Genomic DNA, 26,672 nt, shown 5'->3' with positions numbered 1-26,672 from the left:
CTGAACCGGCGCGTCGGGGCGCTGGCCCTGCTGGCCGGGGCGGGCGACCCGGCGGCGCACGGCGGGCGCTGGTCCTTCGTCGGCTGCGAGCCGGATCGGGTGCGGGTCGGCCCGGTCGATGATGCGGCGCCGTTTGACACCCTGCGTCATCCCGACTTTGCGGGCGGCGGCGTGGTCGGCCTGATGAGTTATGACGCCGGGGCGCGTCCGGCGACGGGGCCGCGCGCCGAGGTCTGGCCCGACCTGATGCTGGCCCGCTACCCGGCCCTGCTGGCCTTTGATCATGCGGCGGGCGAGGTGCTGGCGGTTGGGCGCGGCGCGGACGCCGCCGAGGCCGAGGGGCGGGCCCGCTGCGCCACGGACTGGTTGGCCGAAGCCGTCGCCTCGTCGGTTCCGTCAGCGCCGGCTGTCGCTTTCGACGGCGAGGCGCCGCCGGAAGCCTATGAGGCCGCCGTGGCCGACGTCGTGGCGCGGATCGCGGCGGGCGAGCTGTTCCAGGCCAATATCGCCCGCGCCTGGAGCGGGCGGCTGGATGCCGGGCGCGATCCGTTCGAGGTCTTTCTGCGGCTGTCGGCGGAACGCGGCGCGGCCTACGGCGCCTTCTGGCGGCTGGGCGAGCGGGCTCTGGTGTCCAATTCTCCCGAGCTGTTCCTGACCTTTGATCCGACGTCAGGCCGCATCGAGACGCGGCCGATCAAGGGCACGCGGCCGCGCGGCCCTGATCCGGCGCGCGACGCGGAACTGGCGGCGGACCTGGCCGCCAGCGCCAAGGACCGGGCCGAGAACCTGATGATCGTCGACCTGATGCGCAATGATCTGGCGCGGGCGGGGACGCCCGGCTCGGTGCGGGTTGAACAGCTGTTCGAGGTCGAAAGCCATCCGACCGTGCATCATCTGGTTTCGACCGTGACGGCGACGGCGCGGCCCGGCGTCGGCGCCGCCGAGGTGCTGGAGGCGACCTTCCCGCCCGGCTCGATCACCGGGGCCCCCAAGCATCAGGCCATGAAGGTCATCGCCGGGCACGAGCCGCCGCGCGGGCCGTGGTGCGGCTCGCTGTTCGGCCTGGGGTTGGCGGGCGACGGGGCGTTGACGGCCTCGGTCCTGATCCGCACGGCGTCGTTTGAGCGCGACGGCGAAGGCTGGCGATGGCGCGCCCTGGCCGGGGCCGGAATCGTCGCCGACAGCGACCCCCGTTCCGAATGTGAGGAAACCGGAGCCAAGATCCGGGCGCTGAAGGAGGCCCTGGCCGGCGCCTAGCAGTCGGCGCAGGGCACCGTATTCACCGTACGCGGCCGCAGATAGTACTTCCGCCTGAACGTGATCGGCTGCGGCAGGACCTGCGAGAAGGCCGACTGATAGACATAGGCGGTCTCGCCCAGGATCAGGCTCTGGGTTTCGTTGGCGTCGACCAGGCCGGCGGGCAGGTCAGGGTAGACCGTCTGCTTGGTCAGGGCGGTCAGACTGCCCTTGCCGCGGCTCCAGTCGACGCGGGCCACGCCCGCGGCGTCGACCGTGATGCTGGAGACGCGGGTCGCCAGCGTACCCTCGGGGAACGGCTTCATGATCATCTGGCCGATGGCGAAGACGCGGTCGACCTCGACCTTGTTGGTCGTGTCGCTCTGGGCCACCAGGTCGGCCACCATGGCGGCCGTATGGCCGGCGCGGCGCTCGGCCATATAGGCCTGGCAGAATTCGACCAGACCGAAATAGATCAGGATCATGACCGGGGCGATCAGCGCGAATTCAATCGCCGAAACGCCGCTCCGGTCGACGATCAGCCGTGCGATAACGCCGGAGCGGGGGCCAGAGCGGGCGCGATGGGGGCGGCGGGTCACTGATAGGGCTCGTTGCGGAAGGCCAGGGTGGTGGTCAGCAGCACCTTGCCGTCCGCCATCTTGGACAGGGCCTGCGACAAGAAGGGCGTCGCGACCGGTTGCTCGTACCAGATGCGCACCAGCACCAGATCGCCTGGCCCGCCGGGCGTGAAGCTCAGGCTCGACGCGTCGAAGGTGCCGGAGGCGGTGGGGTCGGGGACCAGGGGGTTGCTGAAATTATCGACCACCCTCACGTCGATGAAGGCGCGGGTGTCGCAGTCGCCGGCGAAGACGCTCATCTTGGCGCAGAGTTTCGTCTTGATCAGTTCGGGCGTCATGGCCTGCTGCTGCGCCTGGCCGGTGCGCACCAGGCGGCCGGTATCGGCCACGGCTGTCTCGACCACGGCGTCGAGCAGCAGGATCAGGCCGATCTCGAGGATGGCGAACAGCAGCATGAAGAAGGGCAGGGCGACCATGGCGAACTCGACCGCCGTGGAGCCTTCGCGCGCGCGCATCAGCCGCCGCGCGAGCGACGGACGGTCCGTGTCGCGGCGGAACGGGCGCGCCATGGGTCAGGGGACCGACGGGGTGCGGACGCTGGGCGAGCAGCTGGAGCCGCAGGCCATTTCCGTCGCCTGGGCGCCGCGCCAGACCCGGACCGAGCCGGTCGAGCCGGCGCTGACCACGACCTGGCTCTGGAACAGGGAGCGGCCCAGGGCGTCCACCGCCACGATGTCGGTCACGCCATAGCCCTTGCCCGTGATGAACAGGGTGTTGGCGTCGACCACGGTGACGTCGGCGATCTTGGGATTGGCCACGATCACCGAGCCGGCGGGCGCCCGAAGCTGGACCCGCGTCGAACGGTCGATCTCTATGTTCAGGGGGCGCGCCTGGGCCAGGGCGGCGGAGGCGACGCCGCCGGCGAGGCCCGCGGCCGCCAGCAGAACGGCGGCGGATCGGAGGAAATGTCGGGGCATGGGCGGACGGCTCCGGTGACATGAAAGGCGCGCGCGCGAGCGCTTGGATGCAAGGTCGCCCTCAAAGATCAAGAATTCCTGAAGGTCGGTCGACGGTTCCGTTTAGCGGCTGAAATCATAGTAAACGCGTCAGTAACCAACAATAAATTTCAATCTGCTGTTTCGTTTTACTCGAGCTTAATGATCCTCGGCGCATTGTTCCCATGCAAACGGGGGTCAAGCGGGCAAAACCGGTGACCCTGGTAGTGGAACTGTTGCTCGCTTAGAAAAGAAGGAAGACACATCATGCGTAACTTCATCAAGAACTTCGCCAACGACGAATCGGGCGCCACCGCCATCGAGTATGGCCTGATCGCCGCTCTGATCGCCGTCGCCATCATCGGCGCCCTGACGGCCGTCAAGACCGGCCTGGTCGGCACCTTCACCAAGGTGGAAACCTCGCTGGCCGCCGCCGGTTAAGCTGGACGACATCGCCGCGGCTTCGGTTGCGGCGGCTTGAAGGGGGGCCGGGGCGGCGACGCCTCGGCCCTTTTTACATTCGCGGTCTGGCTCTGACGGGTCGGATCGGGCGGCTGAAACCTCGCCTTAACGCGAGCGCGCCAAGCTGTGGCCATGACCGAACTCGCCCTCGTCCTGCTCAGCGTCCTGCCCGTGCTGGTGATCGTCGCCGGCCTGCATGACCTGACGACCATGAAGATCCCCAACTGGCTGTCCGGCCTGCTGATCGTCGGCTTCTTCCCGGCCGCCCTGGCCCTGGGCCTGCCGCTGACGACGACGGCGGTCTCGGTCGGGGTGGCGCTGGCCGCCCTCGTCGTCGGCGCCGGGATGTTCGCCCTGAACTGGATCGGCGGCGGCGACGCCAAGCTGATGGCGGCGGCCAGCCTTTGGCTGGGCCTTTCCGGCCTCGTGCCCTTTCTGCTCTATACGGCCCTGGCCGGCGGCGGGCTTTGCCTGGTGCTGCTGACCGCGCGCGGCCGGCTTCAGGCCTATGCGCTCAACGCGCCGGGCTGGGTCTCGCGCCTGATGGCGCCCAAGGGCGACATTCCCTACGGCGTGGCCATCGCCGTCGGCGCCCTGCTGGCCTATCCGGCCAGCCCCCTGGTGCAGGCATTCGCCGCCGCCTGACCTCGCGCACTCGGCGGTGCGGCTTAGGAGGCCGTTAACAGAAAGCCGCCACTATCCTTAACGGCAGGGGGCGAAGAACCCAAGAATCCGCGTCGCCGCGCCTGCCGGAGACCGTCGATGAAGCCCGCCAAGATCGCCGTCATCTGTATCGCCGCCGTGTCCGCCATCGGCCTGGCCCTGGTCGTGCGCGCCATGGGGTCGTCCGGAGAGCCGACCGCCGTCGCCGTCGCCGCCGTCGAGGCCCCGCCCATGGCCAAGGTCCTGGTCGCCGCCAAGGACCTGGAGCCGGGCAGCCGCCTGACCGATTCCGACCTGACCTGGAAGGACTGGCCCGTCGCCGAGGTCAACCCCGTCTTCATCACCGACGGCAGCGTGCCGCTCCCCGGTGCCGCCGCGCCCGCCGAGGCCAAGCCCGCGGACGCTCCCGCCGACGACAAGGCGGCCACCGCCAAGAAGGCCGAGGACGCCGCCGCCCGCGTGACCCGCGCCGCGACCGACCTGGCCACCGGCGGCGCCAAGGCCGACTATATCGGCGCCGTGGTGCGCGAACCCATTCTGGCCGGCGAGCCCATCGTCGCCCGCAAGATCGTGCGCGCCGGCGACAGCGGCTATATGGCCGCCTATCTGGAGCCGGGGATGCGGGCCATGGCCATCCGCGTCACGGTCGAGACCGCCGCCGGCGGCTTCATCCTGCCGGGCGACCGCGCCGACGTCCTGCTGACCCGCGAGGTCAAGTTGGCCAATGTGGGCGCGGCCGGCGGCGAGACCACGAAATTCGTCGCCGCCACGGTGATGCAGAACGTCAAGGTCCTGGCTATCGACCAGAACACCCGCGCCGCCGAGAACGCCCAGGCCGTGGTCGGCGCCACCGCCACCCTCGAGGTCAGCGGCCGCGACGCCGAGGTCCTGGCCCTGGCCAAGTCCGAGGGCGAGCTGTCGCTGGTGCTGCGCTCCTACGCCGACACCGCCGGACCGTCGGGCCGGACGCCCGCCGCCGGACGTCGCGGCGACACCGCCGCCGCCGCGGGCAATGTCGTGCGCATCTATCGCGAAGGTGAAGCCGAGGCGGTCGCCGTCCCATGAGGAAACCAGGCATGAATCGACTGATCGCAGCGGCCTGCGCCTCGCTGCTGGCGCTTGGCGGGGCGGCTTCGGCGCCCCAGGCCGAGGCCCAGACCCGCGCCGTCCCGACACGCGCGGCCATGTCAACGGGCGCGGCGCCGCAGATGGTCAACCTGCCGCGCGGGACGTCCTTCGCCGTCGATCTGCCGGCGGACGCGCGCGACGTGATCGTGTCCAACCCGCAGGTGGCCGAGGCCATGCTGCATTCGCCGCGCCGCATCACCGTGATCGGCCTGACGGCGGGCGAGACGGACGCCGTCTTCCTGGACGCCGCCGGACGCACCATCCTGGCCCTGCGCGTCCGCGTGGACGCAGGGACTGGCGCGCTTCAGGACACCCTCAGCCGCGTGATGCCGGGATCCGAGATCCGCGCCGAGGCCGTCAACGACAGCATCATCCTGACCGGCCGGGCCGCCAGCCCGTCCGAAGCCGAGCGCGCCGCCCAGGTCGCCCGCGCCTTCGTCTCGGCTCCGGAGAAGGTCATGAACATGACCACCGTGGTCGGATCCGACCAGGTGACGCTGAAGGTCCGCGTGGTCGAGGTGCAGCGCACCGCCATCAAGCAACTGGGCTTCGACACCCAGGCGGTGATCGGCCGTCTGGGCGACACCCAGTGGCTGCTGGGCAACGCCGCGACCTGGGGCGTCAACGGCTCGCTGCTGGGCGGCATCACCGGCGGCGTTTCGCGCGACACCACCAAGAATTACCAGATGCAGGCGCCGTGCGGCGCGGGCTTCCCCGCAGGCTCCTTGTGCCCCGTCACGGTCCACGGCGGCCGACCGGGCGATCCCTCGAACTGGGACACCGCCCAGCCGGGAACCGGCCCCGGCTCCGACGGGCTGAACAAGGGCGAGGCGACCATCAAGGCGTTCGAGCGGGTGGGCCTGGTCCGCACCTTGGCCGAGCCTAACCTGACGTCGGTGAACGGCGAGGCGGCCAGTTTCCTGGCCGGCGGCGAGTTTCCGCTGCCGACCGGTCGCGACCGCGAGGGCCAGATCACGGTCGAATACAAGCCCTACGGCGTCGGCCTGACCTTCCGCCCGGTCGTCCTGTCGGAAGGCCGCATCTCGCTGCAGGTCAAGGTCGAGGTGTCCGAGCTGACGCCCCAGGGCGGCCTGACCATCGGCGCGGGCACGGTTTCGTCGATCTCGCTGCCGGGCCTGTCGGTGCGGCGCAGCGAGAACACGGTCGAACTGCCGTCGGGCGGCTCGATGATGATCGCCGGCCTGTTGCAGGAATCGACCCGCCAGAACATCGACTCCCTGCCCGGCGCGACCAATCTGCCGGTGCTGGGCCAGCTGTTCCGCTCGCGCGACTATCTGATGGGCGAAACCGAACTGGTCGTGATCGTCGAGGCCTATGTCGTCACCCCGACCTCGCCGGGCCGGATGCAGACCCCCGCTGACGGCCTGCGGATCGCCCATGACGCCCAGACCATCTTCTTCGGCCAGCTGAACCAGGCCTATGGCTCGCCCGCCCCGACCGCCCAGCCGGGCGCCGGATGGCAGGGGCCGGTCGGCTATGTGATCGAGTGAACGCCATGATCCGTTCCGCCAAATCCATTCTGTCTCCCAAGCGGATGCTCGCCTCGGCCCTCGTGCTGGGCGGTCTGACGCTGGCCGGCTGTATGGGCGGCCCCGCCAGCCTGGGCGGCGAGCCGCCGCTGACCCCGACCTCGCGCTACAGTCTTCAGGTCGAGCCGGGCCTGGACCGCATCGCCCTGGCCGTGCACGAGACCGGCCTGTCGTCGAACCAGCAGGCGGCCCTGAGCGATCTGGTCAACCGTTTCGCCATAGAAGGCGCGCCGACCCTGGTGGTCGAGGCGCCCGCCGGCGACGACCACGTGGCCGGCCAGACGGCCTGGAACGTCAAGGCGGCCCTGGTGGCGGCGGGCGCGCCGGATCACCGAATCCGCGTCGTCAGCTACGCCGGGCCGGACCCGCGCGCGCCGGTCCTGGTCGGATTCGAGACGGTTCGCGCCGCCGTGCCCCTGTGCGGAACCCAATGGGGCAGCCTGACCCGCACCGGCGACAATCAGTCGCCTTCGAATTTCGGCTGCGCCGTCACCGCCAACCTGGCGGCCCAGATCGCCAATCCGCGCGACATCGTTTCGCCGCGGGCCATGACGCCGGGCGACGCCGGTCGCCGCAGCGTGGTGTTCGACGCCTATCGCAAGGGCGACAAGACCGCGGCCGAGCGGGAAGAACTGATTTACGGAACGCGCGTCTCCCGTGCGGTGGACTGACCGATCATGACCCAATCCTTCGCCACCCAGGAATACGACGCCCTGGACGGGTTCGATCTGGACGACGAATTCGTCGATGCCGGGCCCCCGATGCGCGACGGCCCGCCGCTCGAGGTCCCGTCGCTGGACGTCCAGCCGCTGGATGTCCAGCCGCGCGATCCCGAGATCATTGTCCCGGAAGCCTTCGCCACGCCGTCCGCCGAACTGATCGAGGCGGACGATCAGGCCTATAATCCGGTCGGGCGTCTGGTCGACGCGACCGAGACGGCGGTCGCCGCCGTCGTCCCTCTCGTCGCGGCCGTGGCTGCGGTTCAGCCTGCGGCCCTGACGCCTGCCTTGGCGCCCACCCTGACGCCCGCCTTCCCTGACGCGGCCGGCCTGCCTGTCGCCTCGGGCGCCGCTGTCGAGGTGTCGATCCCGCGTATCGCCGTCCACGTCTTCGCCGAACGCCAGGACACCCTGGCCGCCGCCGAGCGCGCCGGACAGGATCGGCGGATGTCGCGCGCCACTACCCAGATCCGCATCGGCGGCGTCGCCGCCGCGATCGCGGCCTATCACGGCGAGCCCACCCCGCCGCTGATCGTCGTCGAATGCATGAAGGACCCGCAGACCCTGCTGTGGGAGATCGACCAACTGGCCGAGGTCTGCGACGCGGGCACCAAGGTGGTGGTGATCGGCGCGACCAACGACATCTTGCTGTTCCGCGAACTGATGCGGCGTGGGGTCAGCGAATACCTGGTGGCGCCGGTCCAGCCCCTGCAACTGATCTCGGCCATCGGCGGCCTGTTCGCCGACCCGGCCCAGCCCTTCGTCGGTCGGTCCATCGCCTTCGTCGGCGCGCGCGGCGGGGCCGGGGCTTCGGCCGTGGCCCACAACACCGCCTATGCGATGAGCGAGCGGATCGGCGTCAACACCGTCATCGTCGACTACGACCTGCCGTTCGGCACCGCCGGGCTGGATTTCAACCAGGACCCGCTGGGCGGCGTCGCCGACGCCCTGAGCCAGCCCGACCGGCTGGACGCCACCCTGCTGGACCGGATGATGGTCCGCTGCACCGACAAGCTGAGCCTGTTCGCCGCGCCCGCCACCCTGGACGCCGACTGGGACATCCAGCCCGACGCCTTCGAGGAAGTCACCAGCCGCATTCGCTCGACCGCCCCCTTCGTGGTGCTGGACCTGCCCCACCTGTGGTCGGGATGGATGCGCAAGACGCTGATCTCGGCGGACGAGGTGGTGATCGTGGCGACGCCGGACCTGGCGTCCCTGCGCAACGCCAAGAACATGATCGATCTGATCAAACAGGGCCGTCCGAATGACGCCCCGCCGCGTCTGGTGCTGAACCAGGTCGGCGTGCCGGGCCGCCCCGAGATTCCGGCCAAGGACTTCGGCAATGCGCTGGGCGTTCATCCCAGTCTGATCATTCCCTTCGACGCCAAGATCTTCGGCGCGGCGGCCAACAACGGCCAGATGATCGTCGACGCCGGGGCCAAGTCCAAGGCGGCGGACGCCTTCCAGACCCTGGCCCAGATCGTGTCGCGCCGCGAACTGCCCGTCGCTGTCGCGCCTCGCGGCAAGGCCGAGGGCGCGTCCAAGGGCGGCTCCCTGTTCAGCGGCCTGCTGAGAAAGAAGCGCTGAGGTCATGTTCGGCAAGCGTTCAGCCCAGCCCGGGGTCGCCCTCGCGCCCCGTCCCGCCCCGGCCCCGCCCCCGGCGGCCGAGGTGCGCGCTCTGGACGCCGTCGACGCCTTTTCGCCGGAAGAGCTGGAGGCGCCGGCCGTCGCGCCCTCGGACGCGGCCGACCGGCTGGACGCCCTGGCCGACCGCCCGCGCCCCGAACCGGCCGCGCCCACGCCGGGCGGGCCGGTCAAGGGACCGCGCGCCACGCCCGGCCTGGAACAGCTGAAGAAGGCCCAGGCGGTCGCCGAGATCGTCCGCGAACAGTCCGACTATTATCACGCCACGAAGACGACCATCTTCAACGCGTTGATGAACACCATCGACCTGTCGCAGCTGGCGCAGCTGGACACCAAGGCGGCGGCCGAGGAAATCCGCGACATCGTCGCCGAACTGGTGGCGATCAAGAACGTCTCCATGTCGGTGGCCGAGCAGGAGCATCTGGTCCAGGATATCGTCAACGACGTCCTCGGCTACGGCCCGCTGGAGCCGCTGTTGGGCCGCGACGACATCGCCGACATCATGGTCAACGGCGCCGGCCGGGTCTTCATCGAGGTCGCTGGCAAGGTGCAGCTGACCAACGTCCGCTTCCGCGACAACACCCAGCTGATGAACATCTGCCAGCGGATCGTGTCGCAGGTCGGCCGCCGCGTCGATGAATCCAGCCCGATCTGCGACGCCCGCCTGCCGGACGGGTCGCGCGTCAACGTCATCGCCCCGCCGCTGGCCATCGACGGCCCGACGCTGACGATTCGTAAGTTCAAGAAGGACAAGCTGACGATGAAGAACCTGGTGGAGTACGCCTCCATCAGTCCCGAGGGCGCGCGCGTTCTCGGCGTCATCGGCGCCTCGCGATGCAACCTCGTCATCTCGGGCGGCACGGGCTCGGGCAAGACGACCCTGCTCAACACCCTGACGGCCTTCATCGACCCGACCGAGCGGGTCATCACCTGCGAGGACGCCGCCGAGCTGCAACTGCAGCAGCCGCACGTGGTGCGTCTGGAAACCCGTCCGCCGAACCTGGAGGGCCAGGGCCAGATCACCATGCGCGACCTGGTCAAGAACTGTCTGCGGATGCGTCCCGAACGGATCATCGTCGGCGAGGTCCGCGGCCCGGAAGCCTTCGACCTCTTGCAGGCGATGAACACCGGCCACGACGGCTCGATGGGCACGCTGCACGCCAACTCCCCGCGCGAGGCCATCAGCCGGATGGAGTCGATGATCACCATGGGCGGCTACGGCCTGCCGTCCAAGACCATCCGCGAGATGATCGTCGGCTCGGTCGACGTCATCGTTCAGGCCGCGCGTCTGCGCGACGGTTCGCGCCGCATCACCCACATCACCGAGGTGGTGGGGCTGGAAGGCGACGTCATCGTGACCCAGGACCTGTTCGTCTATGAGATCACCGGCGAGGACGCCCACGGCAAGATCACCGGGCGTCACCGTTCGACCGGCATCGCCCGGCCGCGTTTCTGGGACCGCGCCCGCTACTACGGGCTGGAGCGCGAACTGGCCGAAGCCCTGGACGCGGCGGAGTAGAGAGCCGTGATGCTTCCCATTCTCGCCGCCTTGCTGGCTTTCATCACCATCGGCGGCCTGGGCTGGGTCCTGGTCGGCGGTGACGACACGTCGGGCCAGGCGGTCAAGCGCGCCAAGGCCATCGGCGTGGCCAAGGAGACGACGGCCGCCAAGCGCGCCGCGGTCGCCAATACGCCTGAGGCCCGGCGCAAGCAGATCATGACCCAGCTTCAGGAGGTGGAGCGGCGCGAGCGCAAGGCGCGCATGACCATGCCCGCCAAGCTGAAGCAGGCGGGCCTGTCCATCGGCCTGCGCGCCTTCGTCTTCATCAGCATCGGCGCGGGTCTGGCGGGCTTCCTGATCCTGTTCGTGCTGGGGGCCAACATCTTCGTCTCCCTGGGCTTCGGCCTGGCCATGGGTCTGGGCCTGCCGCGCTGGGTCGTGGGCTTCCTGGGCAAGAAGCGGATGAAGAAGTTCTCGCTGGCCTTCCCCGACGCCGTCGACATCCTGGTGCGCGGCATCAAGACGGGCCTGCCGGTCCACGACTGCTTCAAGATCATCGCCCGCGAAAGCCCCCAGCCCCTGGGCGGCGAGTTCCAGCGGCTGGTCGAAGGCATGGGCGTGGGCCTGACCCTGAGCCAGGCCCTGGACAAGATGTATGAGCGGATGCCGACGCCCGAGCTGAACTTCTTCGCCATCGTCATCGCCATCCAGCAGAAGAGCGGCGGCAACCTGGCCGAGGCCCTGGGCAACCTGACCGCGGTGCTGCGCGCCCGACGTCTGATGGGCGAGAAGATCAAGGCCCTGTCGTCCGAGGCCATCGCCTCGGCGGGCATCATCGCGGCCCTGCCGCCGGTGGTCATGATCCTCGTGATGCTGTCCAGCCCGGCCTATATGCTGACCATGTTCACCGATATGCGCGGTCAGGTCATGCTGCTGGGCTCGGCCATCTGGATGGCGTGCGGCGTCTTCACGATGAAGCGCATGATCTCGTTCAAATACTGAGGCGGATGGGATCATGAACGGCTTCATGGAATTCATCACGGACCCGCAGAATCTGCTGAGCATCGGGGTCGGCATCGCCGTCTTCGCCAGCGTGCTGACGCTGCTCAACGCCTTCATGGGCGGCGAGAAGCTGAGCAAGCGGATGCAGGCCGTAGCTGTGCGGCGCGAGGAGCTGAAGCGACGCTCGCGCCAGGCCATGAACGTCAGCGGCGGCGCGCCCGGCGCCAGCCTGCGCCACAGTGACGAGGGCTTCAAGAAGCGCGTGGTCGAGCGGCTGAACCTGACCAAGCTGCTGGAGGACCCCAAGGTCATCGAGAACATGGCCCAGGCGGGATGGCGCGGGCCGAAGCCGGTGAACACCTTCTACTTCTTCCGCTTCGCCATGCCCTTCGTCTGTACGGCTGTGGCGGTCTTCTACCTGTTCGTCATCGATGATTTCGGCCTGCCGCCGACCCTGCTGCTGGGCGTCGTCGTGGGGGCGTTCGCCGTCGGCTTCTACGCCCCCAACGTCTATCTGACGAACCGCATCGCCCAGCGGCGGCAGTCCATCGTCGCGGCCTTCCCGGACGCGCTGGACCTGTTGCTGATCTGCGTGGAATCCGGGATGTCGATCGAGGCGGCGATCCAGAAGGTCAGCCAGGAGGTCGGCAGCCAGTCGATCGAACTGGCCGAGGAGCTGAGCCTGCTCTCGGCCGAACTGAGCTACCTGCCTGAACGCCGCATGGCCTATGAGGGCATGGCCAAGCGGACCAACCATCCCGGCATCAAGTCGGTGGCCACGGCCATGACCCAGGCCGAGACCTACGGCACGCCGCTGGGCGCCGCCTTGCGGATCATGGCCAAGGAAAACCGCGACCTGCGTCTGTCCGCCGCCGAGAAGAAGGCCGCGGCCCTGCCGGCCAAGCTGACCGTGCCGATGATCGTCTTCTTCCTGCCGGTCCTGTTCGTGGTCATCCTCGGGCCGGCGATCATCAACATCCAGGACATGATGAAGGGCGGCTGACCCGGCCGTCCGGACCTCAGCCCTCGGCAGCGCGCCGCAGGGCTTCGGCGATTTCTTCGTAGGCCTGGCGGATCGTCTTGCGATGCTTGTCGTGGAACAGCTCGCCGCGCAGGCCGGTGAAGATCACCCCGTTGGAGACGATGCAGTTGCCGCGCTCCAGCTCTTCGATCTCATAGTAGCGGATGGCGTTGAACAGCCAGCCGCGCTTCTCGGCCCAGACCAGTTGGGAATAAGGCTGCCAGTCGCCGATGCGGGCCTGGACCTGACGCTCGGCCATGCCGGGCAGGGCCTCGGTCAGGCTGATCCCGGCGCCGAAGGCCAGGGCGCCGGTCACGCCGGTCTCATAGGGATTCCAGCTGTGCCAGTTCTCGAGATCGCTGAGGATCTCCCAGATGCGGTCCGACGGCGCGCGCACGCCGATACGCTTCTCGATACGGGTGGTGTCCATGGATTTGCCTCTGACACGGCTTTTGGACTTTAGGAAGTCGTCTCGACCGGATCGACGCCCCGATCAACCTGGGCCAGCCTCGGCTTGAGCCGCCGCCCGTCGTCCAGACCCAGCCGCGCCTTGACCTCGAACAGGTCGGCGCCGGCGGGCACGATCAGCAGTTCCTCGGGGCGGCGGGCGTTGACTGCGACCACCGCATTCCTGGGGCAGACGTCGAAACAGTCGGCGCCGACGACGGCGAGGTCCGCCTTGCGGCCCTTGCCTGCGTGCAGATAGCGGCGCAGCGCCTTTTTCAGCGTCTTGTCGCCGTCGGGGCCGAAGCCGCCGTCCAGCTTCTTCGAGCACTTGCGGCACACCAGAACCACCTCGTTCCAGCGAGTCTTTGAAACCTTGAAAGGTTTGGGCGCCTTGCTCATGCTGTCTGAAGATCGGCGTTCGCGGCGGCTTGCGCAAGGCGATCCGGCGCTCGCAACAGGAACTTCACAAACCGGCTGAGAAAACTGATTGTTTCTGTTTATCAAGGGGTAAGCATGAAGGCGCATCCTCGGCCGGTCTGACGAGGGTCTGCCGATGTCGCGCCTGCCGATCAACCTGCCGTCCGCCGCTCCGAAGCGGCCCGCGCGAAGCCGCCTGCGCGACGCGGTCTTCTTCTGCATCTCCTTTGCGGCGGTCTTCATCGCCGCCCTGCTGGTGATGGACATGATGCTGGGTTAAGCCGGAGGCCTGATTTCAGGAGGCCTCCCCATGATCACCCGCATCCAGCCCGGCGCCCGCATGAGCGAGGCCGTCATCCACGGCAACACCGTCTATCTGGCCGGTCAGGTCGGCGAGCCGGGCGACGACGTCACGGCTCAGACGCGCACGACCCTGGCCGAGATCGATGCCCTGTTGGCCCAGGCGGGCACCGACAAGTCCAAGATCCTGATGGCCACCATCTGGCTGGCCGACATCGCCGACTTCGAGGCCATGAACGCGGTCTGGGACGCCTGGGTCGATCCGGCCAATCCGCCCGCCCGCGCCACCAGCGAGGCCAGGCTGGCCACGCCCGACTACCTGGTCGAAATCATCGTCGTGGCGGCGCGCTGATGTCCAGGGAAAGCGAACTGGAGCGGTTCAAGGCGACCCGCGTCACCGCCCTCTACCGCCTCGACCTGATCGAGAAGGGCGCGCAGCTGACCTATGAGGACGGCACGCCCGTCGACATGGCGTCGGAGAAGCAGCGGTTGAAGGATCAGGTCGCCGACATGGACCGCCGCATCGCCCGTCTGGAGGCGGCCGGCGAGGCCTGAACCGCGACAGCGGCCGCGCCGTCAGGGCGCGGTCGCTGAAGCCCGGCGGTATCAGCCGTTGCCGATCATCGTCTTGATGTCGGTCGGCTTGGCCAGATCGGAACCCGGCGTCTTGTAGGTGGTCAGCTTGCCGCCTTCCCACAGGCCGACTTCCAGCGCCTTGGTCGCGGGATCGATCAGGACATAGGCCGCGTTGACCCCGCCCTCATGCGCCTTGTTGCCCGAGGTGAAGAGGACCGCGCCTTCACGCTGCAACGGCGACTGGGTCTGCATATTGGTCTTCAGGGTTTCGAACTTGTCGCCCAGCAGGGTCTTGAGGTCGGCGACGACGACGCTGTCGTCCAGCAGCTTGCTGTCGCGGGGATACTGGCCGACGAGGCCGTCGAGCGAGGCCCAGCCGGTCGCAGCCGGCGTGGCGGCGGGGGGCGGCGTCGAGGCGGCGCTCGCGGGCTCGGCCGCCTTGTCTTCCGTGGGGGCGGGCGCGGGTTGGCTGCAGGCGGCGACGAGCCCCAGCAGGACGAGCGAGGGGATCAGGGCGGTGCGAAGCGTCATGGTTCGGCTCTCTGATGGCAGGGCTGATCCAAGGCTCGCGCCAGGCCGCCGTTCCGTCAAGCTGTCAGACGTTCGAACACCGTGGCGATGACCGCCTGATAGGCGTCGGCCAGGGCGCGCAGTTCGGCCTCGGGCACCCGTTCGTCGATCTGGTGCATGGTCTGGCCGACCAGGCCCAGCTCCAGCACCGGGCACAGGGACCGGATGAAGCGGGCGTCCGAGGTGCCGCCGGTGGTCGAGGCCTCGGGACGGCGGCCCAGCGTCGCCTCCACCGCATCCTGCACCGCCGTGACGAAGGGGCCGGGTTCGGTCAGGAAGGCCTCGCCCGAGCACATATGCTCCAGCTCGATGCGCAGGCCAGTCTCGGCCTGGATCAGACCCGCCTCGCGGTTCAGCCAGTCGATCAGGCCGTCGCCGGTGTGGGTCGGGTTGAAGCGGATGTTGAGCCGCGCCTTGGCCTCGGCCGGGATGATGTTGGTCGCCGGATTGCCCACGTCGATGGTGGTGATCTCGAGGTTGGACGGCGGGAACTCCGGGTAACCCTCGTCCAGCACATGGGCGTCGAGGCGGGCCAGCAGCTTGGCGATGACCGGGGCCGGATTGGCGGCGCGGTCGGGATAGGCGACGTGGCCCTGCTTGCCGTGGACGGTGATCCAGGTGTTGAGCGAGCCGCGCCGCCCGACCTTGATCATGTCGCCGAGGTGGTGGGCCGAGGAGGGCTCGCCGACCACGCAGGCGTCGATGACCTCGCCCTCGGCGGCCAGGGCCTCGACCACCCGCTTGGTGCCGTGCAGGGCCGGGCCTTCCTCGTCGCCGGTGATCAGGAAGGAGAGGGAGCCTTCGATCTCGCCTTCGGCCAGGACGCGCGAGACGGCGGCGACCCAGGCGGCGATGCCCCCCTTCATGTCCACGGCGCCGCGGCCGTAGAGGATGCCGTCGCGGGTCTCGCCCTCGAAGGGGGCGGCGGTCCAGGCCTTGAGATCGCCGGTCGGCACCACGTCGGTGTGGCCGGCGAAGCAGAGGTTGGGCGAGGCCGCGCCGCGCCGGGCGTAGAGGTTCTCGATGCGGGCGTCGTGGCCTACCCCGGTCGGCCCCTCGAACACCATGCGGCGGCAGGTGAAGCCCAGGCCGGTCAGGGCGCGCTCCAGCACGTCCATCGCCCCCTCGTCGGCGGGGGTGACGGAGGGAATGCGGATCAGGTCGCGGGTCAGCTCGACAGGATCGATGACGGAATGTGATGCGGCGCTCATGGGCTCTATGCTTTAGGCATATCCCGCACCCGCGAGAAGGCCCGAAAACCGTGCCCAAGATCGACATCGAGACCGCCCCCGCCGCCCATGGGACCGGATACCCGGAAGAATTCGCCGCACCCTGCAAGTCGCGACGGCGCTGGCGGCTGGGGGACGCGGTCGGTCTGGATCAGTTCGGGGTCAATCTGCTGCGCCTGCCCGCCGGGGCCTGGTCCAGCCAGCGCCATTGGCACACGGTCGAGGACGAGTTCGTCTGGGTGGTCGAGGGCGAGGTGGTGCTGATCGAAGAGGACGGCGAGACGACCTTGCGCGCTGGCGACTGCGCCGGCTTCAAGGCGGGCGTGCCGAACGGCCACAGAATAGAGAACCGCGGCGAGCGTGAGGCGGTGCTGCTGGAGGTCGGCTCGCGCCGCCCTACTGATGACGCCTGCGACTATCCCGACATCGACATGATCCTGCCCCAAGGCTCCGACGGCTATCTCCACCGCGACGGAACCCCCTATCCGAAGACGCCCCGAAGAACGTGACGACTGAATCCGTAGACACCGCCCCGACCGTTCCGCCCCAGCCGCCTGAGCCTCATGACGGCGGCCCGTCCGGCCCCTATTCCAGCCCGTGGGCCATTCGCGATTTCCGCCTGTTGTGGGTCGGGCGCGTGGCGGCGGTTCTGGGCATCCAGATTCAGTCTTCGGCCCTGTTGTGGCAGGTCTATGAGATCGCCCGCCGCGACCATCCGATCGCCGAGGCCAGCCTCTATCTGGGGCTGGTCGGCCTGTGTCAGTTCCTGCCGCTGCTGGCCTTCACCCTGCCCGCCGGGGCCATGGCCGACCGGCGAGACCGCAAGCACACCGTGACCCTGTCTATCCTGGTCGAGAGCCTGTGTGCCCTGGCCTTTCTGGCCATGGCCCTGCACGGTTCGCCGCCCTTGTGGGGGCTGCTGGCCGTGGCCGCCGTCTTTGGCGCGGCGCGCGCCTTCCTCGCCCCGGCCAGCCAGGCCTTTCTGCCCATGGTGGTGGGGCGCAAGGCCCTGCCGCCGGCCATCGCCGCCCAGTCCATCGCCTTCCAGACCGGGGCCATCGCCGGACCGGCCCTGGGCGGGGTCATCGTCGGCTTCGCGGTCCCTTGGGCCTACGCCTCGGCCATGGCCCTGTTCCTCGTCGCCATCGCCTGCTTCCTGATGATCCGCACCAAGGGCAAGCCGCACTTCGTCGAGACGGGCGTGGGGCCGCTGGAACTGGTCAAGGAAGGTCTGGCCTATGTCTGGAAGACCAAGATCGTGCTGGGCGCCATCTCGCTGGATCTGGTGGTGGTGCTGCTGGCGGGGGTGGCCCTGCTGACGCCGATCTTCGCGCGCGACATCCTGCACGTCGGGCCTGAAGGCTTCGGCCTGCTGCGCGCCGCCTTCGGGGTCGGGGCCCTGGGCATGGCCCTCTATCTCAGCCGCTTTCCGATCCGCCGCGACGGCGGGCGCTGGATGTTCGCGGCGGTGGCCGTGTTCGGCATCTGCACCCTGGTCTTCGGCCTGTCCAAGAGCGTCTGGCTGTCGGGCGCGGTCCTGTTCATCGGCGGGGCCGCCGACATGATCAGCGTCAACATCCGCCAGACCCTGATCCAGCTGGCCACGCCCGATCACATGCGCGGGCGGGTGTCGTCGGTGTCCATGCTGTTCATCGGCGCCTCGAACGAACTGGGCGAGGCCTATTCGGGGGTCATGGTGCGGCTGCTCGGCCCCATCGGGGCGGCGGTGTTCGGCGGGGTCGGGGCGCTGGCTGCGACGGGCGTCTGGGCCAGGGTCTTCCCCAGCCTGAGGAAGGCGAACCGGCTGACCTAATTCCTTCTCCCCTTGAGGGAGAAGGTGGGCGCCGCAGGCGCTCGGATGAGGGGTGTGAGCGCCGCGGTCGAAGGATCGCGGCGCTTTATCTTTGTCTGACGAACGGGAAGCGGCGGCGGCGTCACCCCTCATCCGTCATGCTTCGCATGCCACCTTCTCCCTCAAGGGGAGAAGGGCAGATCACCCCCAGGGGCGGAAGTGCTTCGACAGCTTGAGCCCTTGGCTCTGATAGTGGCTACCGCCCTCGCCGTAGAGGCGCGACGGGCGTTCCGTCAGCGGCTCATAGACCAGGCGGGCGACGATCTGGCCGTGTTCCAGCAGGAAGGGGGTGTCGTGGGTGCGGACCTCCAGCACGCCCTTGGAACCGGCGCCGTGGGCCTCGTCCGTGCCGAAGCCGGGGTCGAAGAAGCCGGCGTAGTGGACGCGGAACTCGCCCACCGAGGGGTCGATCGGGGTCATTTCGGCGGCCTGATCGACCGGGATTTCGACGTCGTCCGACGAGGCCAGGATGTAGAACTCGCCCGGATCCAGTAGCAGTTCGCCGCGACGCAGGGTCAGGGGCTCCCAGAAGTCGCGCGGGTCGTGGCCGTCGATGTGGTCCATGTTGACCACCCCGGCGTGGCGACGGCCGCGGAAGCCGACGATGCCGTGGGCGCCCGCGCGCAGGTCGACGCCGACGCTGCGGGTCTCCAGCTTGGGCGGTTCGCCGGCCTTGAGGCGCAGCTGGTTCAGGCGGGTGCCCGGCTTGACCAGGATGGAGAAGGTCTGGGGCGCGATCTCGAGATAGAGGGGGCCGTCATAGCCCTCGTCGACATCGTCGAAGCTGCCACCCTTGTCGGTCAGCAGACGCACGAAGACGTCCACCCGGCCGGTCGAGCTCTTGGGGTTGGCGCGGGCGTTCAGGCCCCTGGGCAGGCTGAGGCGTTCCTGCAGGCGGGCGATATAGACGCAGCCCTTTTCCAGCACCACGCCGCCCGACAGGTCGATGGCGTGCATCTCCACGTCGTTGATGCGGTCCTCGACCTTGCGTTGGCCGGGCAGGAAGGAGGCGCGCACGCGCCAGGCCTGGTTCGACAGTCGCAGGTCCAGGCTGGCCGGCTGCACCTGATCGCGATCGAAGGGGGTGTCGGACTGGATCGCGCCGGTCGCGATCAGGGTCTCGATGCTCTGATAGGGCAGAATGCCGGGCTGGGCGGGAATCTCGAAGATGCTCATGCCGTCCTGTCTCACACGGTTTTTTCCATCTGTCTCGCTTCGGAATGCGATATCCGCGGCGCCAGACGGGTTGAACCCCAGGGTCGGCGGGCTGCATATAGCCTATGCACGCCGCTCCTGCCTACACCGCCGAAACCGAAGGCGTCGTCGTCCGCGTCCGCCCCTCCTATCTGGCGGCCCAGTCGGACCCGGCGGCGGGGCGCTGGATTTGGGCCTATCAGATCGAGATCGTCAACCTGACCGGATCGCCGGTGCAGCTGGTGGCGCGGCGCTGGACCATCACCGACGCCTACGGCCATGTCGAGGAGGTACGCGGTCAGGGCGTGGTCGGCGAACAGCCGGTGATCGAGGCCGGCGACAGCTATTCCTACGCCTCGGGCTGTCCGCTGGGCACGGCGTCCGGGTCGATGGTCGGCGCCTATTACATGACCGACGTGGACGGGCGGATGTTCGAGGCGGCCATCCCGGCCTTCAGCCTGGACGTGCCGGACGCGCGAAGGGTGCTGAACTAGCCCTCAAGCAGCGCGAAGCGCGGTAGGGCCAGCAAAAATGGCCCAACAAAAAACCCTCGCCGTGCGGCGAGGGCGATAGGGCTGCGTCAACCCGGATGAACCGCAGCCCCAGCCTTGTTCCCGTCCGGCGAACCGGACGGGAGAAGGTGGAAGAGACGCGCGCGCTCAAGCAGCGAGCGACCGCGTCGCGAGCGATAGCGCCCTTAGATATAGCGACGCAGGCTGCGGGCCAGTTCGGTGGCGCCGTCCTTGGCGCCGCGACGGACTTGCGGCTGGTAGGCGACGCGGGCGTGTTCGCCGCAATAGACGTTTTCCGTCGCGCGGCGGCCGCAGAAGCTGAACTCGCGCGACGACGGGTCGCCGATCGGCCATTTGCACATATGGGCGCCCAGGGTCATCACCGTGGCCGTGCCCGGCAGTTCGGGCATGGGGGCGGGGGCCGAAGGCTGGACGGCCATGACCCGACGCGGGGCTGCAGCCTCGATGCGGCGCGGGGCCGACGGGGCCTGAACCGGAGCGGCCGGAGCGGCGGGACGCGGACGGGCGGCGGCGCGGAAGGTGGTGCGCGCCGGTTGCGACGGGGCGGCCCGGCCCGACAGGCCGAGGCGGTGCACCTTGCCGATCACGGCGTTGCGGGTCACGCCGCCGCCGAGGGTCTTGGCGATCTGGCTGGCCGACTGGCCTTCCAGCCAGAGCTTCTTCAGCGCGCCGACGCGGTCTTCAGTCCAGCCTGCGGTCATGGCCACCCTCCCGGGGATCGGATTCAATATCTTGGGTCGCCGACGAATTTCCCCGCCTCGACCTGCTACTAATCGTAAAGCAGGGCTTAAAACACGCAAGATGTGGCAATTCGGCTGTCCACAGAAACCAGATGTAGTGTGGTTAATGTCCCGTTTTGACTCAGGTTTAGGGTCGCTCGTCGAACATCGGGCGCCTTGCGAAACCAGCTTTGCGGGCGCATCTGGGCGGCCATGAAGACCGATCTCGCCGCTCATCTCCGTTCTGGTCGCCCTTCCGGCCTGCCCCAGCCGCGTCGCTACGACGGGATCAACTGGGTGGGTCTGCGCACCCTCTACCTGCGCGAGGTGCGCCGTTTCTGGAAGGTGGGCGCCCAGACGGTGGCGGCGCCGGTGGTGACGACCCTGCTCTATATGCTGGTCTTCGTGGTGGCGCTGAAGGGCGCGCGGCCGCCGTTGCATGGCACCCCCTTCGCCGAGTTCGTGGCGCCCGGCCTGATCATGATGGCCATCCTGCAGAACGCCTTCGCCAACGCCTCGTCCAGCCTGATCCAGGCCAAGATCATGGGCACGGCGACCGACTTCCTGACCCCGCCGCTCAGCCCGCTGGAGCTGACCATCGGCTTCACCCTGGGCGCGGCGACGCGCGGCGTTTTGGTCGGCCTGGTGACGGCCCTGTGCGTCCTTCCCTTCGCCAGGCTGGGCGTGGCCAATGTGCTGCTGATCGTCTGGTTCGGCCTGATCGCCTCGCTGCTGATGGGGATGACGGGCGTGCTGGCGGGCCTGTGGTCCGAGAAGTTCGACCACCTGTCGGCGGTGCAGAACTTCGTGGTCATGCCGATGACCTTCCTGTCGGGCACCTTCTACCTGATCGACAGCCTGCCGGAGCCGTTTGCGAGCATCAGCCGCTTCAACCCCTTCTTCTACCTGATCGACGGTTTTCGGGCCGGCTTCATCGGTCATGCCGAGGGGAACCTGATGATCGGGATCGTCATGAGCGCCGTGCTGACCGTGTTGATGGGCGCGGCCTGCTGGCTGGTGTTCCGCTCGGGCTGGCGTCTCAAGAGCTGAGCCGTTAGGCAGGACCGAACGCCCCCTGGGGAGGGGGTAGGGAGGTCCTTCATGCTGTTTCGATCCGTTCTCGCGTCCGCTGTCGCCGTCGCCGCGCTTCTGTCCACGCCCGCCGTGGCTCAGGACGCGGAAGCGCTGAAGGCTCAGGTCGGGGCCTACGTCCAGCCGTCCAACGCCGAGCGGATGAACGTCCTCGTGGCCCAGCTGCGCGCCGCCGGTTTCAATCCGACCGTCGAGACCTTCGAGGGCGGCGGCCGCGCCGGGCCGATGCAGGGCTCCAACGTCGTCGTCACCCTCGGCCCGGATACGGGGGCAGGCGCCAAGGAAATCCTGCTGACCGCCCACTATGATGCGGTGAAGCTGCGCGACGGGACCATGTCGCAGGGCGTGATCGACAACGCCGGTTCGGTGGTCGCCCTGATTGGGGCGGCCAAGATCCTGCGCGACAAGCCTCTGACCCACCGCGTCCGCGTCATCTTCTTCGACCAGGAAGAGCTGGGCCTGATCGGCGCGCGCAAGTGGATCGAGGCGCACGGCGTCGCCAATGTCGCCGCCGTAGTGAACTCGGACGTCGCCGCCTATGGCGACACCATGATGTACGGCCAGAACAACGGGGCGCAGTCGGCCTTCGTCACCCGCGCTGCCCAGGAACTGTGCGCCGAGCGCGCCATGCAGTGCGTCGGCTTCCCGGTCTATCCGCCGTCCGACGACCGCGCCTTCTCGGCGGCGGGCGCGCCCGTGGTGTCGCTGGGCTTCCAGGACGAGATTGGCGCCCACCAGATGTGGCTGGCCTTCAACGGCGGCGAAACCAACGGCCTGGCCGAAGGCTTTGTCCCGCAAGTCTTCCGCGTGATCCACTCCAAGGACGATGTGATCGAAGCCGTCGAGGGCGCGACCATCGCCACGGCCGGCGCCACCTACGCCGCCCTGATCCAGAAGCTGGACGCGCAGTTGCGCTGACGGCGCGTCGGCATGGTGTTGACTAAGCGGGAATAGCGCCCGACAAGTCCCTCACCCTTTTTGAAGCGGTCCCGTCGCTGATGCGTCGGGACCGTCTCGCTTTATGGAGTCTGCCTGTGTCCGGTCATCTGATGGGTGTCTATAATCGCGCGCCGCTGGAAGTGGAGCGCGGCCAGGGCGTCCGCCTGTGGTCCACCGACGGCACCGAATATCTGGACTGCGTCTCGGGCATCTCGACCAATGCGCTCGGCCACGCCAACCCCAAGCTGGTGCAGGCGGTCAAGGACCAGGCCGAGAAGCTGTGGCACGTCTCCAACATCTTCAAGATTCCGGGCCAGGACGCCCTGGCCGACGCCCTGTGCGCCAAGTCCTTCGCCGACGTGGTCTTCTTCACCAACTCGGGCACCGAGGCCGTCGAGTGCGCGCTGAAGACGGCGCGCAAATTCCACGTCGCCAACGGCCAGCCTGAGCGGATCGACATCTACGGCTTCGACGGCTCCTTCCACGGCCGCACCTATGGCGCCATCAACGCCGCCGCCAACCCCAGCTACACCGAGGGCTTCGGACCCAAGATGGAAGGCTTCCATCAACTGGTGTGGGGCGACAAGGAGGCCCTGACGGCCGCCTTCGAGAACCCGACCACGGCGGCCATCATCCTGGAGCCGGTCCAGGGCGAGGGCGGTTGCCGCGCCACGCCGGACGAGGATCTGCGCTGGATGCGCCAGATGGCCGACGACTACGGCGTCCTGATCATCTTCGACGAGGTCCAGTGCGGCATGGGCCGGACCGGCAAGCTGTGGGCCCATGAATGGGCCGGCATGACCCCGGACATCATGGCGGTGGCCAAGGCCCTGGGCGGCGGCTTCCCCATCGGCGCCTGCCTGTCGACGGCCGAAGCGGCCAAGGGCATGACGGTCGGCGCCCACGGCTCGACCTTCGGCGGCAACCCCCTGGCCATGGCCGTCGGTCAGGCCGCCTTTGACGAAGTGTCGTCGGACGCCGTCATCGCCAACGTCAACGAGATCGCCGGCTACCTGAAGCAGCAGCTGCACGGTCTGGCGGAACGCTTCCCCGATGTGATCGTCGAGGTGCGCGGCAAGGGTCTGCTGGTCGGGGTCAAGCTGGTCCCCAACAACCGCGACTTCATGGGCTGGGCCCGCGACGAGGCCAAGCTTCTGGTCGCCGGCGGCGGCGACAACCTGGTCCGCATCCTGCCGCCGCTGAACATCACCCTCGAAGAGGCCCGCGAGGCGGTCGAGAAGTTTGAAACGGCCTGCGAGTTCGCCCGGACGAAGCTGGCGGCCTGATCGACCCAGCCCGGCTGACGCCTTTGACTACGGAGACCTGAGATGGTCCGTCACTTCCTCGACATTCACCGGCTCGACGCCGCCGACCTGCGCGCCATCCTGGACGACGCCCACGCCCGCAAACAGGCGCGCAAGGGCTGGCCCCAGGGGCGTCCCGACGCCGATGCGCCGGGCCAGGACCGCGTCCTGGCCATGATCTTCGAGAAGAACTCGACGCGCACCCGTTTCAGCTTCGACGCGGCCATCCGCCAGCTGGGCGGCTCGTCCATCATCGCCACCGCCTCCGATATGCAGCTGGGGCGCGGCGAGCCGGTCGAGGACACGGCCAAGGTCCTGTCGCGCATGGTCGACGCCGTGATGATCCGCGCCAATGACCACGAGGACGTCGAGCGCTTCGCCCGCGTCGCCACCGTGCCGGTGGTCAACGGCCTGACCGACCGCAGCCACCCGTGCCAGATCCTGGCCGACCTGCTGACGATCGAGGAGCACATGGGCCCGGTGACGGGCAAGACCATCGCCTGGATCGGCGACGGCAACAACGTCTGCCACAGCTTCATGCACGCGGCGCCCAGGTTCGGCTTCCGCCTGAATGTCGCCTGCCCGGCGGAATACCACCCCGACCTGCGCGATCTGGAAAAGGGCGGCGCCCACGTCCACCTGACCAGCGACCCGCGCGAGGCCGTGGTCGGCGCCGACGTGGTGGTCACCGACACCTGGGTGTCGATGGGCGATCAGGACTATGAGGCGCGTCTGGCGGCCTTCGAGCCCTATACGGTGGACGAGGCCCTGATGGAGCTGGCCGCGCCCGACGCCGTCTTCCTGCACTGCCTGCCGGCGCACCGCGGCGAAGAGGTGACGGACGCCGTCATCGATGGGCCGAAGTCGCTGATCTGGGACGAGGCCGAGAACCGCATCCACGCCCAGAAGGCGGTTCTTGCCTGGTGTTTCGGCGGCTGAAAGCCGCCATTTTAGATAAAGAGCCCTAACGCCTCGCCCGCGGCGCGCGGCTGCTTGAGGGCTTCGTGGCCCTACCGCGCTTCGCGCTGCTTGAGGGCTGCTTCCTGCTTTCCTCCCCATTTTATGGGGAGGGGGACCACGAAGTGGTGGAGGGGGCGGCGCAAACATTCGCCGTCGAGACGCCCCCTCCGTCTCGTCGCCTTCGGCTCCGCGCCACCTCCCCATGGAATGGGGCGGAAAGGATGAGCCCGCCTCAGTAGGGCGTCGGGAAGGTGCGTCCGCCCAGCACCGAGGCCAGGTGGATCAGCAGCAGGAAGCTGAGCGCCCCCGCCACCAGCATGATGAATCGCCACGGCGCCATGCGCGGTCCCTTCGACAGGTCCGGCGGACGCGCGCCGCGCCAGCCGGAGAAGACGGCGACCGCCATGGCGGCGGCGAGCAGGATCAGGGTCAGCGACAGGCTCATGGCGAGGGCAGGTGGCGTGCGCGGCGACGCTTCGCAAGTCGGAATCTTGCGTGAAGATTAATCTAAACGCGACGTTAACCATGTCGGAGCGATGAACAGCCCAGTTGCAGGGTCGGTTTCAGCGATTCGTCCGGCTAGGCGCCAGATGTTGCGGTTAACGACCCGTTTACACGCTTGATCTGGAAGGTTAGCGTTCTCCAAATGGGTCGGGAGGCGAATCAGTGAGCGCAGCAGCGCCGTGGAGCGTGAAGGGGATCGACCCCAAGGCCCGCGAGATCGCCAAGGACCTCGCGCGCCGCTCAGGCATGACCCTGGGCGAGTGGCTGAACTCCATGATCATGGACGATCCGGACGAGGACGAGGGCGTCACGCCCCTGCCGCGCCGCACGCCCATTCCCGAACCCTATGACCGCCGCAGCCGTTCGCGCCGCCTGGACGACGTCTATGGCGTCGAGGACGACGGCGTGCGCGTCGGCGCCTCCATCGAGGTCATCGCCGGACGGCTGGAAGCCGCCGAACGGCGCTCGACCGTGGCCATCCAGGGCATTGATCAGGCCGTGGCCGGTCTGGTCCGTCGTCTGGACGGGCAGGACGAGATCGGCCTGGGCTACGCCCGCCGCATCGACGACATCGCCGACGAACTGCGCGAGGGCCACAAGCGTCTGCGCCGCTTCGAACAGGAAACCGGCCCGAAGACCGAAGAAGGCTTCGGCAAGCTGGACGCCGCGCTCGGCGCCGTCTCCAGCCGCCTGTTTGATCTGGACGAGCGCCAGCGCACCACGATCGGCGACCTGCGTGCGCGCATGGAAGCGGTCGAGAAGGCCGCCGGTCCCGGCGCCGGCACGGACGTCCTGGCCCAGGTCGGCGCCCGGCTGGACGAGGCGCAGGAGCGCACCTCGGACGCGCTCAAGGGGCTGGAGCGGTCATTCGCGGCTCTGGATCTGCGTCTGCGCGACGCCGAGAGCCGGATCGAGCCCGAGCACGCCCGCGAGGCCGCCCGCTTCGAGAAACTGGCCGAGACCCTGACCCGCCAGGTCGAGACCAGCCGCAACGAAATGATGCGCCGTCTCGACGTGGCCGAGACCGAAGGCCGCGTGGACCGCATCGAACGCGCCCTGGCCGCCATCGGCGACCAGACCCGCGCCGCCGAGCAGCGCTCGGCCGACGCCGTCGAGGCCATGGGCCGCGAAGTCCTGCGCATCGCCCAGAACCTGAACGCCCGGGTCGAGACGGTCGAGAGCGGCGGCGACGCGGCGGGCCAGATCGATGCGCTCGGCAAGGTTCTGAACGAGAAGCTGGATCGCGACATGGGCCGCTACGCCCAGGCGATGGATCAGCGTCTGACCCGCGCCGACGACCAGCACGCCCTGGCGCTGGAACGGCTGGGCGGCGAGATCACCCGCATTTCGGACCGTCTCAGCGAGCGTATCGCCCAGTCGGAGCGCCGCTCGGCCCAGGCTCTGGACGACATCGGCCGCCGCCTGTCGGAAAACACCGACAAGATCGAACAACGCCATGACCGCGCCTCGGGGGAGCTGGGCGAGCGGATGCGCCAGAGCGAGGAGCGCACGGCCCGCCTGCTGGCCGAGGCCCGCG

Annotated in this window: 30 protein-coding genes and 1 pseudogene; 21 read left to right on the top strand and 10 right to left on the bottom strand. The window is 68.7% G+C overall.

The window, feature by feature from the left end; all coding sequences use genetic code 11:
* A partial coding sequence (locus tag ACREEF_RS12400) for an anthranilate synthase component I family protein (RefSeq protein WP_431565878.1) occupies window positions 1–1,257 on the top strand: 1,257 nt, incomplete at its 5' end.
* Here ACREEF_RS12400 and ACREEF_RS12395 read toward each other — a convergent pair.
* From ACREEF_RS12395 to ACREEF_RS12385, 3 genes are read right to left on the bottom strand one after another with little or no spacing between them, the layout of a single operon-like run.
* Entirely contained in the window at window positions 1,254–1,835 is a 582-nt protein-coding gene (locus ACREEF_RS12395; protein WP_431565877.1) for a TadE/TadG family type IV pilus assembly protein, read from the bottom strand. The two genes, ACREEF_RS12400 and ACREEF_RS12395, sit on opposite strands and share 4 nt — an antisense overlap.
* Window positions 1,832–2,383 (bottom strand): TadE/TadG family type IV pilus assembly protein, encoded by a 552-nt coding sequence (locus ACREEF_RS12390; RefSeq protein WP_431565876.1) that lies wholly within the window; start codon window positions 2,381–2,383, stop codon window positions 1,832–1,834. Before ACREEF_RS12390 ends, ACREEF_RS12395 begins: the two co-directional genes overlap by 4 nt.
* A 3-nt stretch (window positions 2,384–2,386) precedes the next feature.
* Complete coding sequence (locus ACREEF_RS12385; RefSeq protein WP_431565875.1) at window positions 2,387–2,791, bottom strand: pilus assembly protein N-terminal domain-containing protein; 405 nt, start codon at window positions 2,789–2,791, stop codon at window positions 2,387–2,389.
* A gap of 285 nt (window positions 2,792–3,076) precedes the next feature.
* On the opposite strand from ACREEF_RS12385, the gene ACREEF_RS12380 reads away from it, so the two are divergent.
* The 9 genes from ACREEF_RS12380 (at window position 3,077) to ACREEF_RS12340 (ending at window position 12,481) form a co-directional block, all read left to right on the top strand.
* Window positions 3,077–3,250 (top strand): Flp family type IVb pilin, encoded by a 174-nt coding sequence (locus ACREEF_RS12380; protein WP_431565874.1) that lies wholly within the window; start codon window positions 3,077–3,079, stop codon window positions 3,248–3,250.
* 153 nt (window positions 3,251–3,403) lie between these two features.
* A complete protein-coding gene (locus ACREEF_RS12375; RefSeq protein WP_431565873.1) occupies window positions 3,404–3,916 on the top strand; it encodes an A24 family peptidase in 513 nt (170 codons plus the stop codon).
* A 117-nt stretch (window positions 3,917–4,033) separates the two neighbouring features.
* Entirely contained in the window at window positions 4,034–4,999 is a 966-nt protein-coding gene (gene cpaB / locus ACREEF_RS12370; protein ID WP_431565872.1) for a Flp pilus assembly protein CpaB, read from the top strand.
* Between the two features lie 11 nt (window positions 5,000–5,010).
* Window positions 5,011–6,573 (top strand): type II and III secretion system protein family protein, encoded by a 1,563-nt coding sequence (locus ACREEF_RS12365; RefSeq protein WP_431565871.1) that lies wholly within the window; start codon window positions 5,011–5,013, stop codon window positions 6,571–6,573.
* Window positions 6,574–6,578: 5 nt separating this feature from the next.
* The gene (locus ACREEF_RS12360) at window positions 6,579–7,283 is read left to right on the top strand and encodes a CpaD family pilus assembly protein (protein WP_431565870.1); all 705 of its coding nucleotides are present in this window, start codon (window positions 6,579–6,581) and stop codon (window positions 7,281–7,283) included.
* A 6-nt stretch (window positions 7,284–7,289) separates the two neighbouring features.
* The gene (locus tag ACREEF_RS12355) at window positions 7,290–8,918 is read left to right on the top strand and encodes an AAA family ATPase (protein WP_431565869.1); all 1,629 of its coding nucleotides are present in this window, start codon (window positions 7,290–7,292) and stop codon (window positions 8,916–8,918) included.
* Window positions 8,919–8,922: 4 nt separating this feature from the next.
* Window positions 8,923–10,494 (top strand): CpaF family protein, encoded by a 1,572-nt coding sequence (locus ACREEF_RS12350; RefSeq protein WP_431565868.1) that lies wholly within the window; start codon window positions 8,923–8,925, stop codon window positions 10,492–10,494.
* Window positions 10,495–10,503: 9 nt separating this feature from the next.
* Complete coding sequence (locus ACREEF_RS12345) at window positions 10,504–11,478, top strand: type II secretion system F family protein (protein ID WP_431565867.1); 975 nt, start codon at window positions 10,504–10,506, stop codon at window positions 11,476–11,478.
* Between the two features lie 13 nt (window positions 11,479–11,491).
* Entirely contained in the window at window positions 11,492–12,481 is a 990-nt protein-coding gene (locus tag ACREEF_RS12340; protein WP_431565866.1) for a type II secretion system F family protein, read from the top strand.
* A 16-nt stretch (window positions 12,482–12,497) separates the two neighbouring features.
* Here the strand turns inward: ACREEF_RS12340 and ACREEF_RS12335 are convergent, their stop codons facing one another.
* Window positions 12,498–12,929 carry an SRPBCC family protein gene (locus ACREEF_RS12335; protein ID WP_431565865.1) on the bottom strand — a complete coding sequence of 144 codons (432 nt, stop codon included), beginning with the start codon at window positions 12,927–12,929 and terminating at the stop codon, window positions 12,498–12,500.
* Between the two features lie 29 nt (window positions 12,930–12,958).
* Complete coding sequence (locus ACREEF_RS12330) at window positions 12,959–13,345, bottom strand: hypothetical protein (protein ID WP_431565864.1); 387 nt, start codon at window positions 13,343–13,345, stop codon at window positions 12,959–12,961.
* Between the two features lie 154 nt (window positions 13,346–13,499).
* Between ACREEF_RS12330 and ACREEF_RS12325 the strand changes: the two genes are divergently transcribed.
* The 3 genes from ACREEF_RS12325 to ACREEF_RS12315 are packed head-to-tail and all read left to right on the top strand — an operon-like array spanning window position 13,500 to window position 14,218.
* The gene (locus ACREEF_RS12325) at window positions 13,500–13,643 is read left to right on the top strand and encodes a hypothetical protein (RefSeq protein ID WP_431565863.1); all 144 of its coding nucleotides are present in this window, start codon (window positions 13,500–13,502) and stop codon (window positions 13,641–13,643) included.
* A 30-nt stretch (window positions 13,644–13,673) separates the two neighbouring features.
* Window positions 13,674–14,015 carry a RidA family protein gene (locus ACREEF_RS12320; protein ID WP_431565862.1) on the top strand — a complete coding sequence of 114 codons (342 nt, stop codon included), beginning with the start codon at window positions 13,674–13,676 and terminating at the stop codon, window positions 14,013–14,015.
* The gene (locus ACREEF_RS12315; RefSeq protein WP_354088893.1) at window positions 14,015–14,218 is read left to right on the top strand and encodes a hypothetical protein; all 204 of its coding nucleotides are present in this window, start codon (window positions 14,015–14,017) and stop codon (window positions 14,216–14,218) included. The genes ACREEF_RS12320 and ACREEF_RS12315 overlap by 1 nt, the downstream gene beginning before the upstream one ends.
* A 51-nt stretch (window positions 14,219–14,269) precedes the next feature.
* Here ACREEF_RS12315 and ACREEF_RS12310 read toward each other — a convergent pair whose 3' ends face one another.
* Window positions 14,270–14,770 (bottom strand): hypothetical protein, encoded by a 501-nt coding sequence (locus tag ACREEF_RS12310; RefSeq protein WP_431565861.1) that lies wholly within the window; start codon window positions 14,768–14,770, stop codon window positions 14,270–14,272.
* A 56-nt stretch (window positions 14,771–14,826) separates the two neighbouring features.
* Entirely contained in the window at window positions 14,827–16,020 is a 1,194-nt protein-coding gene (gene dapE, locus ACREEF_RS12305) for a succinyl-diaminopimelate desuccinylase (protein WP_431565860.1), read from the bottom strand.
* Between the two features lie 50 nt (window positions 16,021–16,070).
* On the opposite strand from dapE, the gene ACREEF_RS12300 reads away from it, so the two are divergent.
* Window positions 16,071–16,547: a cupin domain-containing protein gene (locus tag ACREEF_RS12300; protein WP_431565859.1), complete on the top strand. Its 477-nt coding sequence runs from the start codon at window positions 16,071–16,073 to the stop codon at window positions 16,545–16,547.
* A gap of 95 nt (window positions 16,548–16,642) precedes the next feature.
* Entirely contained in the window at window positions 16,643–17,851 is a 1,209-nt protein-coding gene (locus ACREEF_RS12295) for an MFS transporter (protein WP_431565880.1), read from the top strand.
* Window positions 17,852–18,031: 180 nt separating this feature from the next.
* On the opposite strand, the gene ACREEF_RS12290 is transcribed toward ACREEF_RS12295, so the two are convergent.
* Window positions 18,032–19,066 (bottom strand): 2'-deoxycytidine 5'-triphosphate deaminase, encoded by a 1,035-nt coding sequence (locus ACREEF_RS12290; RefSeq protein WP_431565858.1) that lies wholly within the window; start codon window positions 19,064–19,066, stop codon window positions 18,032–18,034.
* Between the two features lie 104 nt (window positions 19,067–19,170).
* Between ACREEF_RS12290 and apaG the strand changes: the two genes are divergently transcribed.
* Window positions 19,171–19,578: a Co2+/Mg2+ efflux protein ApaG gene (gene apaG, locus ACREEF_RS12285; protein WP_431565857.1), complete on the top strand. Its 408-nt coding sequence runs from the start codon at window positions 19,171–19,173 to the stop codon at window positions 19,576–19,578.
* A 203-nt stretch (window positions 19,579–19,781) separates the two neighbouring features.
* Here apaG and gcrA read toward each other — a convergent pair whose 3' ends face one another.
* Window positions 19,782–20,318 (bottom strand): cell cycle sigma 70 cofactor GcrA, encoded by a 537-nt coding sequence (gene gcrA / locus ACREEF_RS12280; RefSeq protein WP_431565856.1) that lies wholly within the window; start codon window positions 20,316–20,318, stop codon window positions 19,782–19,784.
* 231 nt (window positions 20,319–20,549) lie between these two features.
* Here gcrA and ACREEF_RS12275 point away from each other — a divergent pair, with 231 nt between their 5' ends.
* From ACREEF_RS12275 to argF, 4 genes are all read left to right on the top strand, one after another.
* Entirely contained in the window at window positions 20,550–21,386 is an 837-nt protein-coding gene (locus ACREEF_RS12275) for an ABC transporter permease (protein WP_431565855.1), read from the top strand.
* A 51-nt stretch (window positions 21,387–21,437) separates the two neighbouring features.
* Window positions 21,438–22,346: a M28 family metallopeptidase gene (locus ACREEF_RS12270; protein WP_431565854.1), complete on the top strand. Its 909-nt coding sequence runs from the start codon at window positions 21,438–21,440 to the stop codon at window positions 22,344–22,346.
* A 131-nt stretch (window positions 22,347–22,477) separates the two neighbouring features.
* A complete protein-coding gene (locus ACREEF_RS12265) occupies window positions 22,478–23,653 on the top strand; it encodes an aspartate aminotransferase family protein (protein ID WP_431565879.1) in 1,176 nt (391 codons plus the stop codon).
* A 42-nt stretch (window positions 23,654–23,695) separates the two neighbouring features.
* Window positions 23,696–24,610, top strand: a complete 915-nt coding sequence (gene argF / locus ACREEF_RS12260; RefSeq protein WP_431565853.1) for an ornithine carbamoyltransferase — start codon at window positions 23,696–23,698, stop codon at window positions 24,608–24,610.
* A 253-nt stretch (window positions 24,611–24,863) separates the two neighbouring features.
* On the opposite strand, the gene ACREEF_RS12255 is transcribed toward argF, so the two are convergent.
* Window positions 24,864–25,076: a hypothetical protein gene (locus tag ACREEF_RS12255; protein WP_431565852.1), complete on the bottom strand. Its 213-nt coding sequence runs from the start codon at window positions 25,074–25,076 to the stop codon at window positions 24,864–24,866.
* Between the two features lie 221 nt (window positions 25,077–25,297).
* On the opposite strand from ACREEF_RS12255, the pseudogene ACREEF_RS12250 reads away from it, so the two are divergent.
* A pseudogene (locus tag ACREEF_RS12250) lies at window positions 25,298–26,672 on the top strand (SEL1-like repeat protein); the annotation flags it as partial.

The sequence above is a fragment of the Brevundimonas sp. genome, from assembly GCF_050729455.1.
Lineage (GTDB): Bacteria > Pseudomonadota > Alphaproteobacteria > Caulobacterales > Caulobacteraceae > Brevundimonas.
Note: the sequence above shows the minus strand (reverse complement) of the source record. Positions and strands in the feature narration are given on the sequence as shown.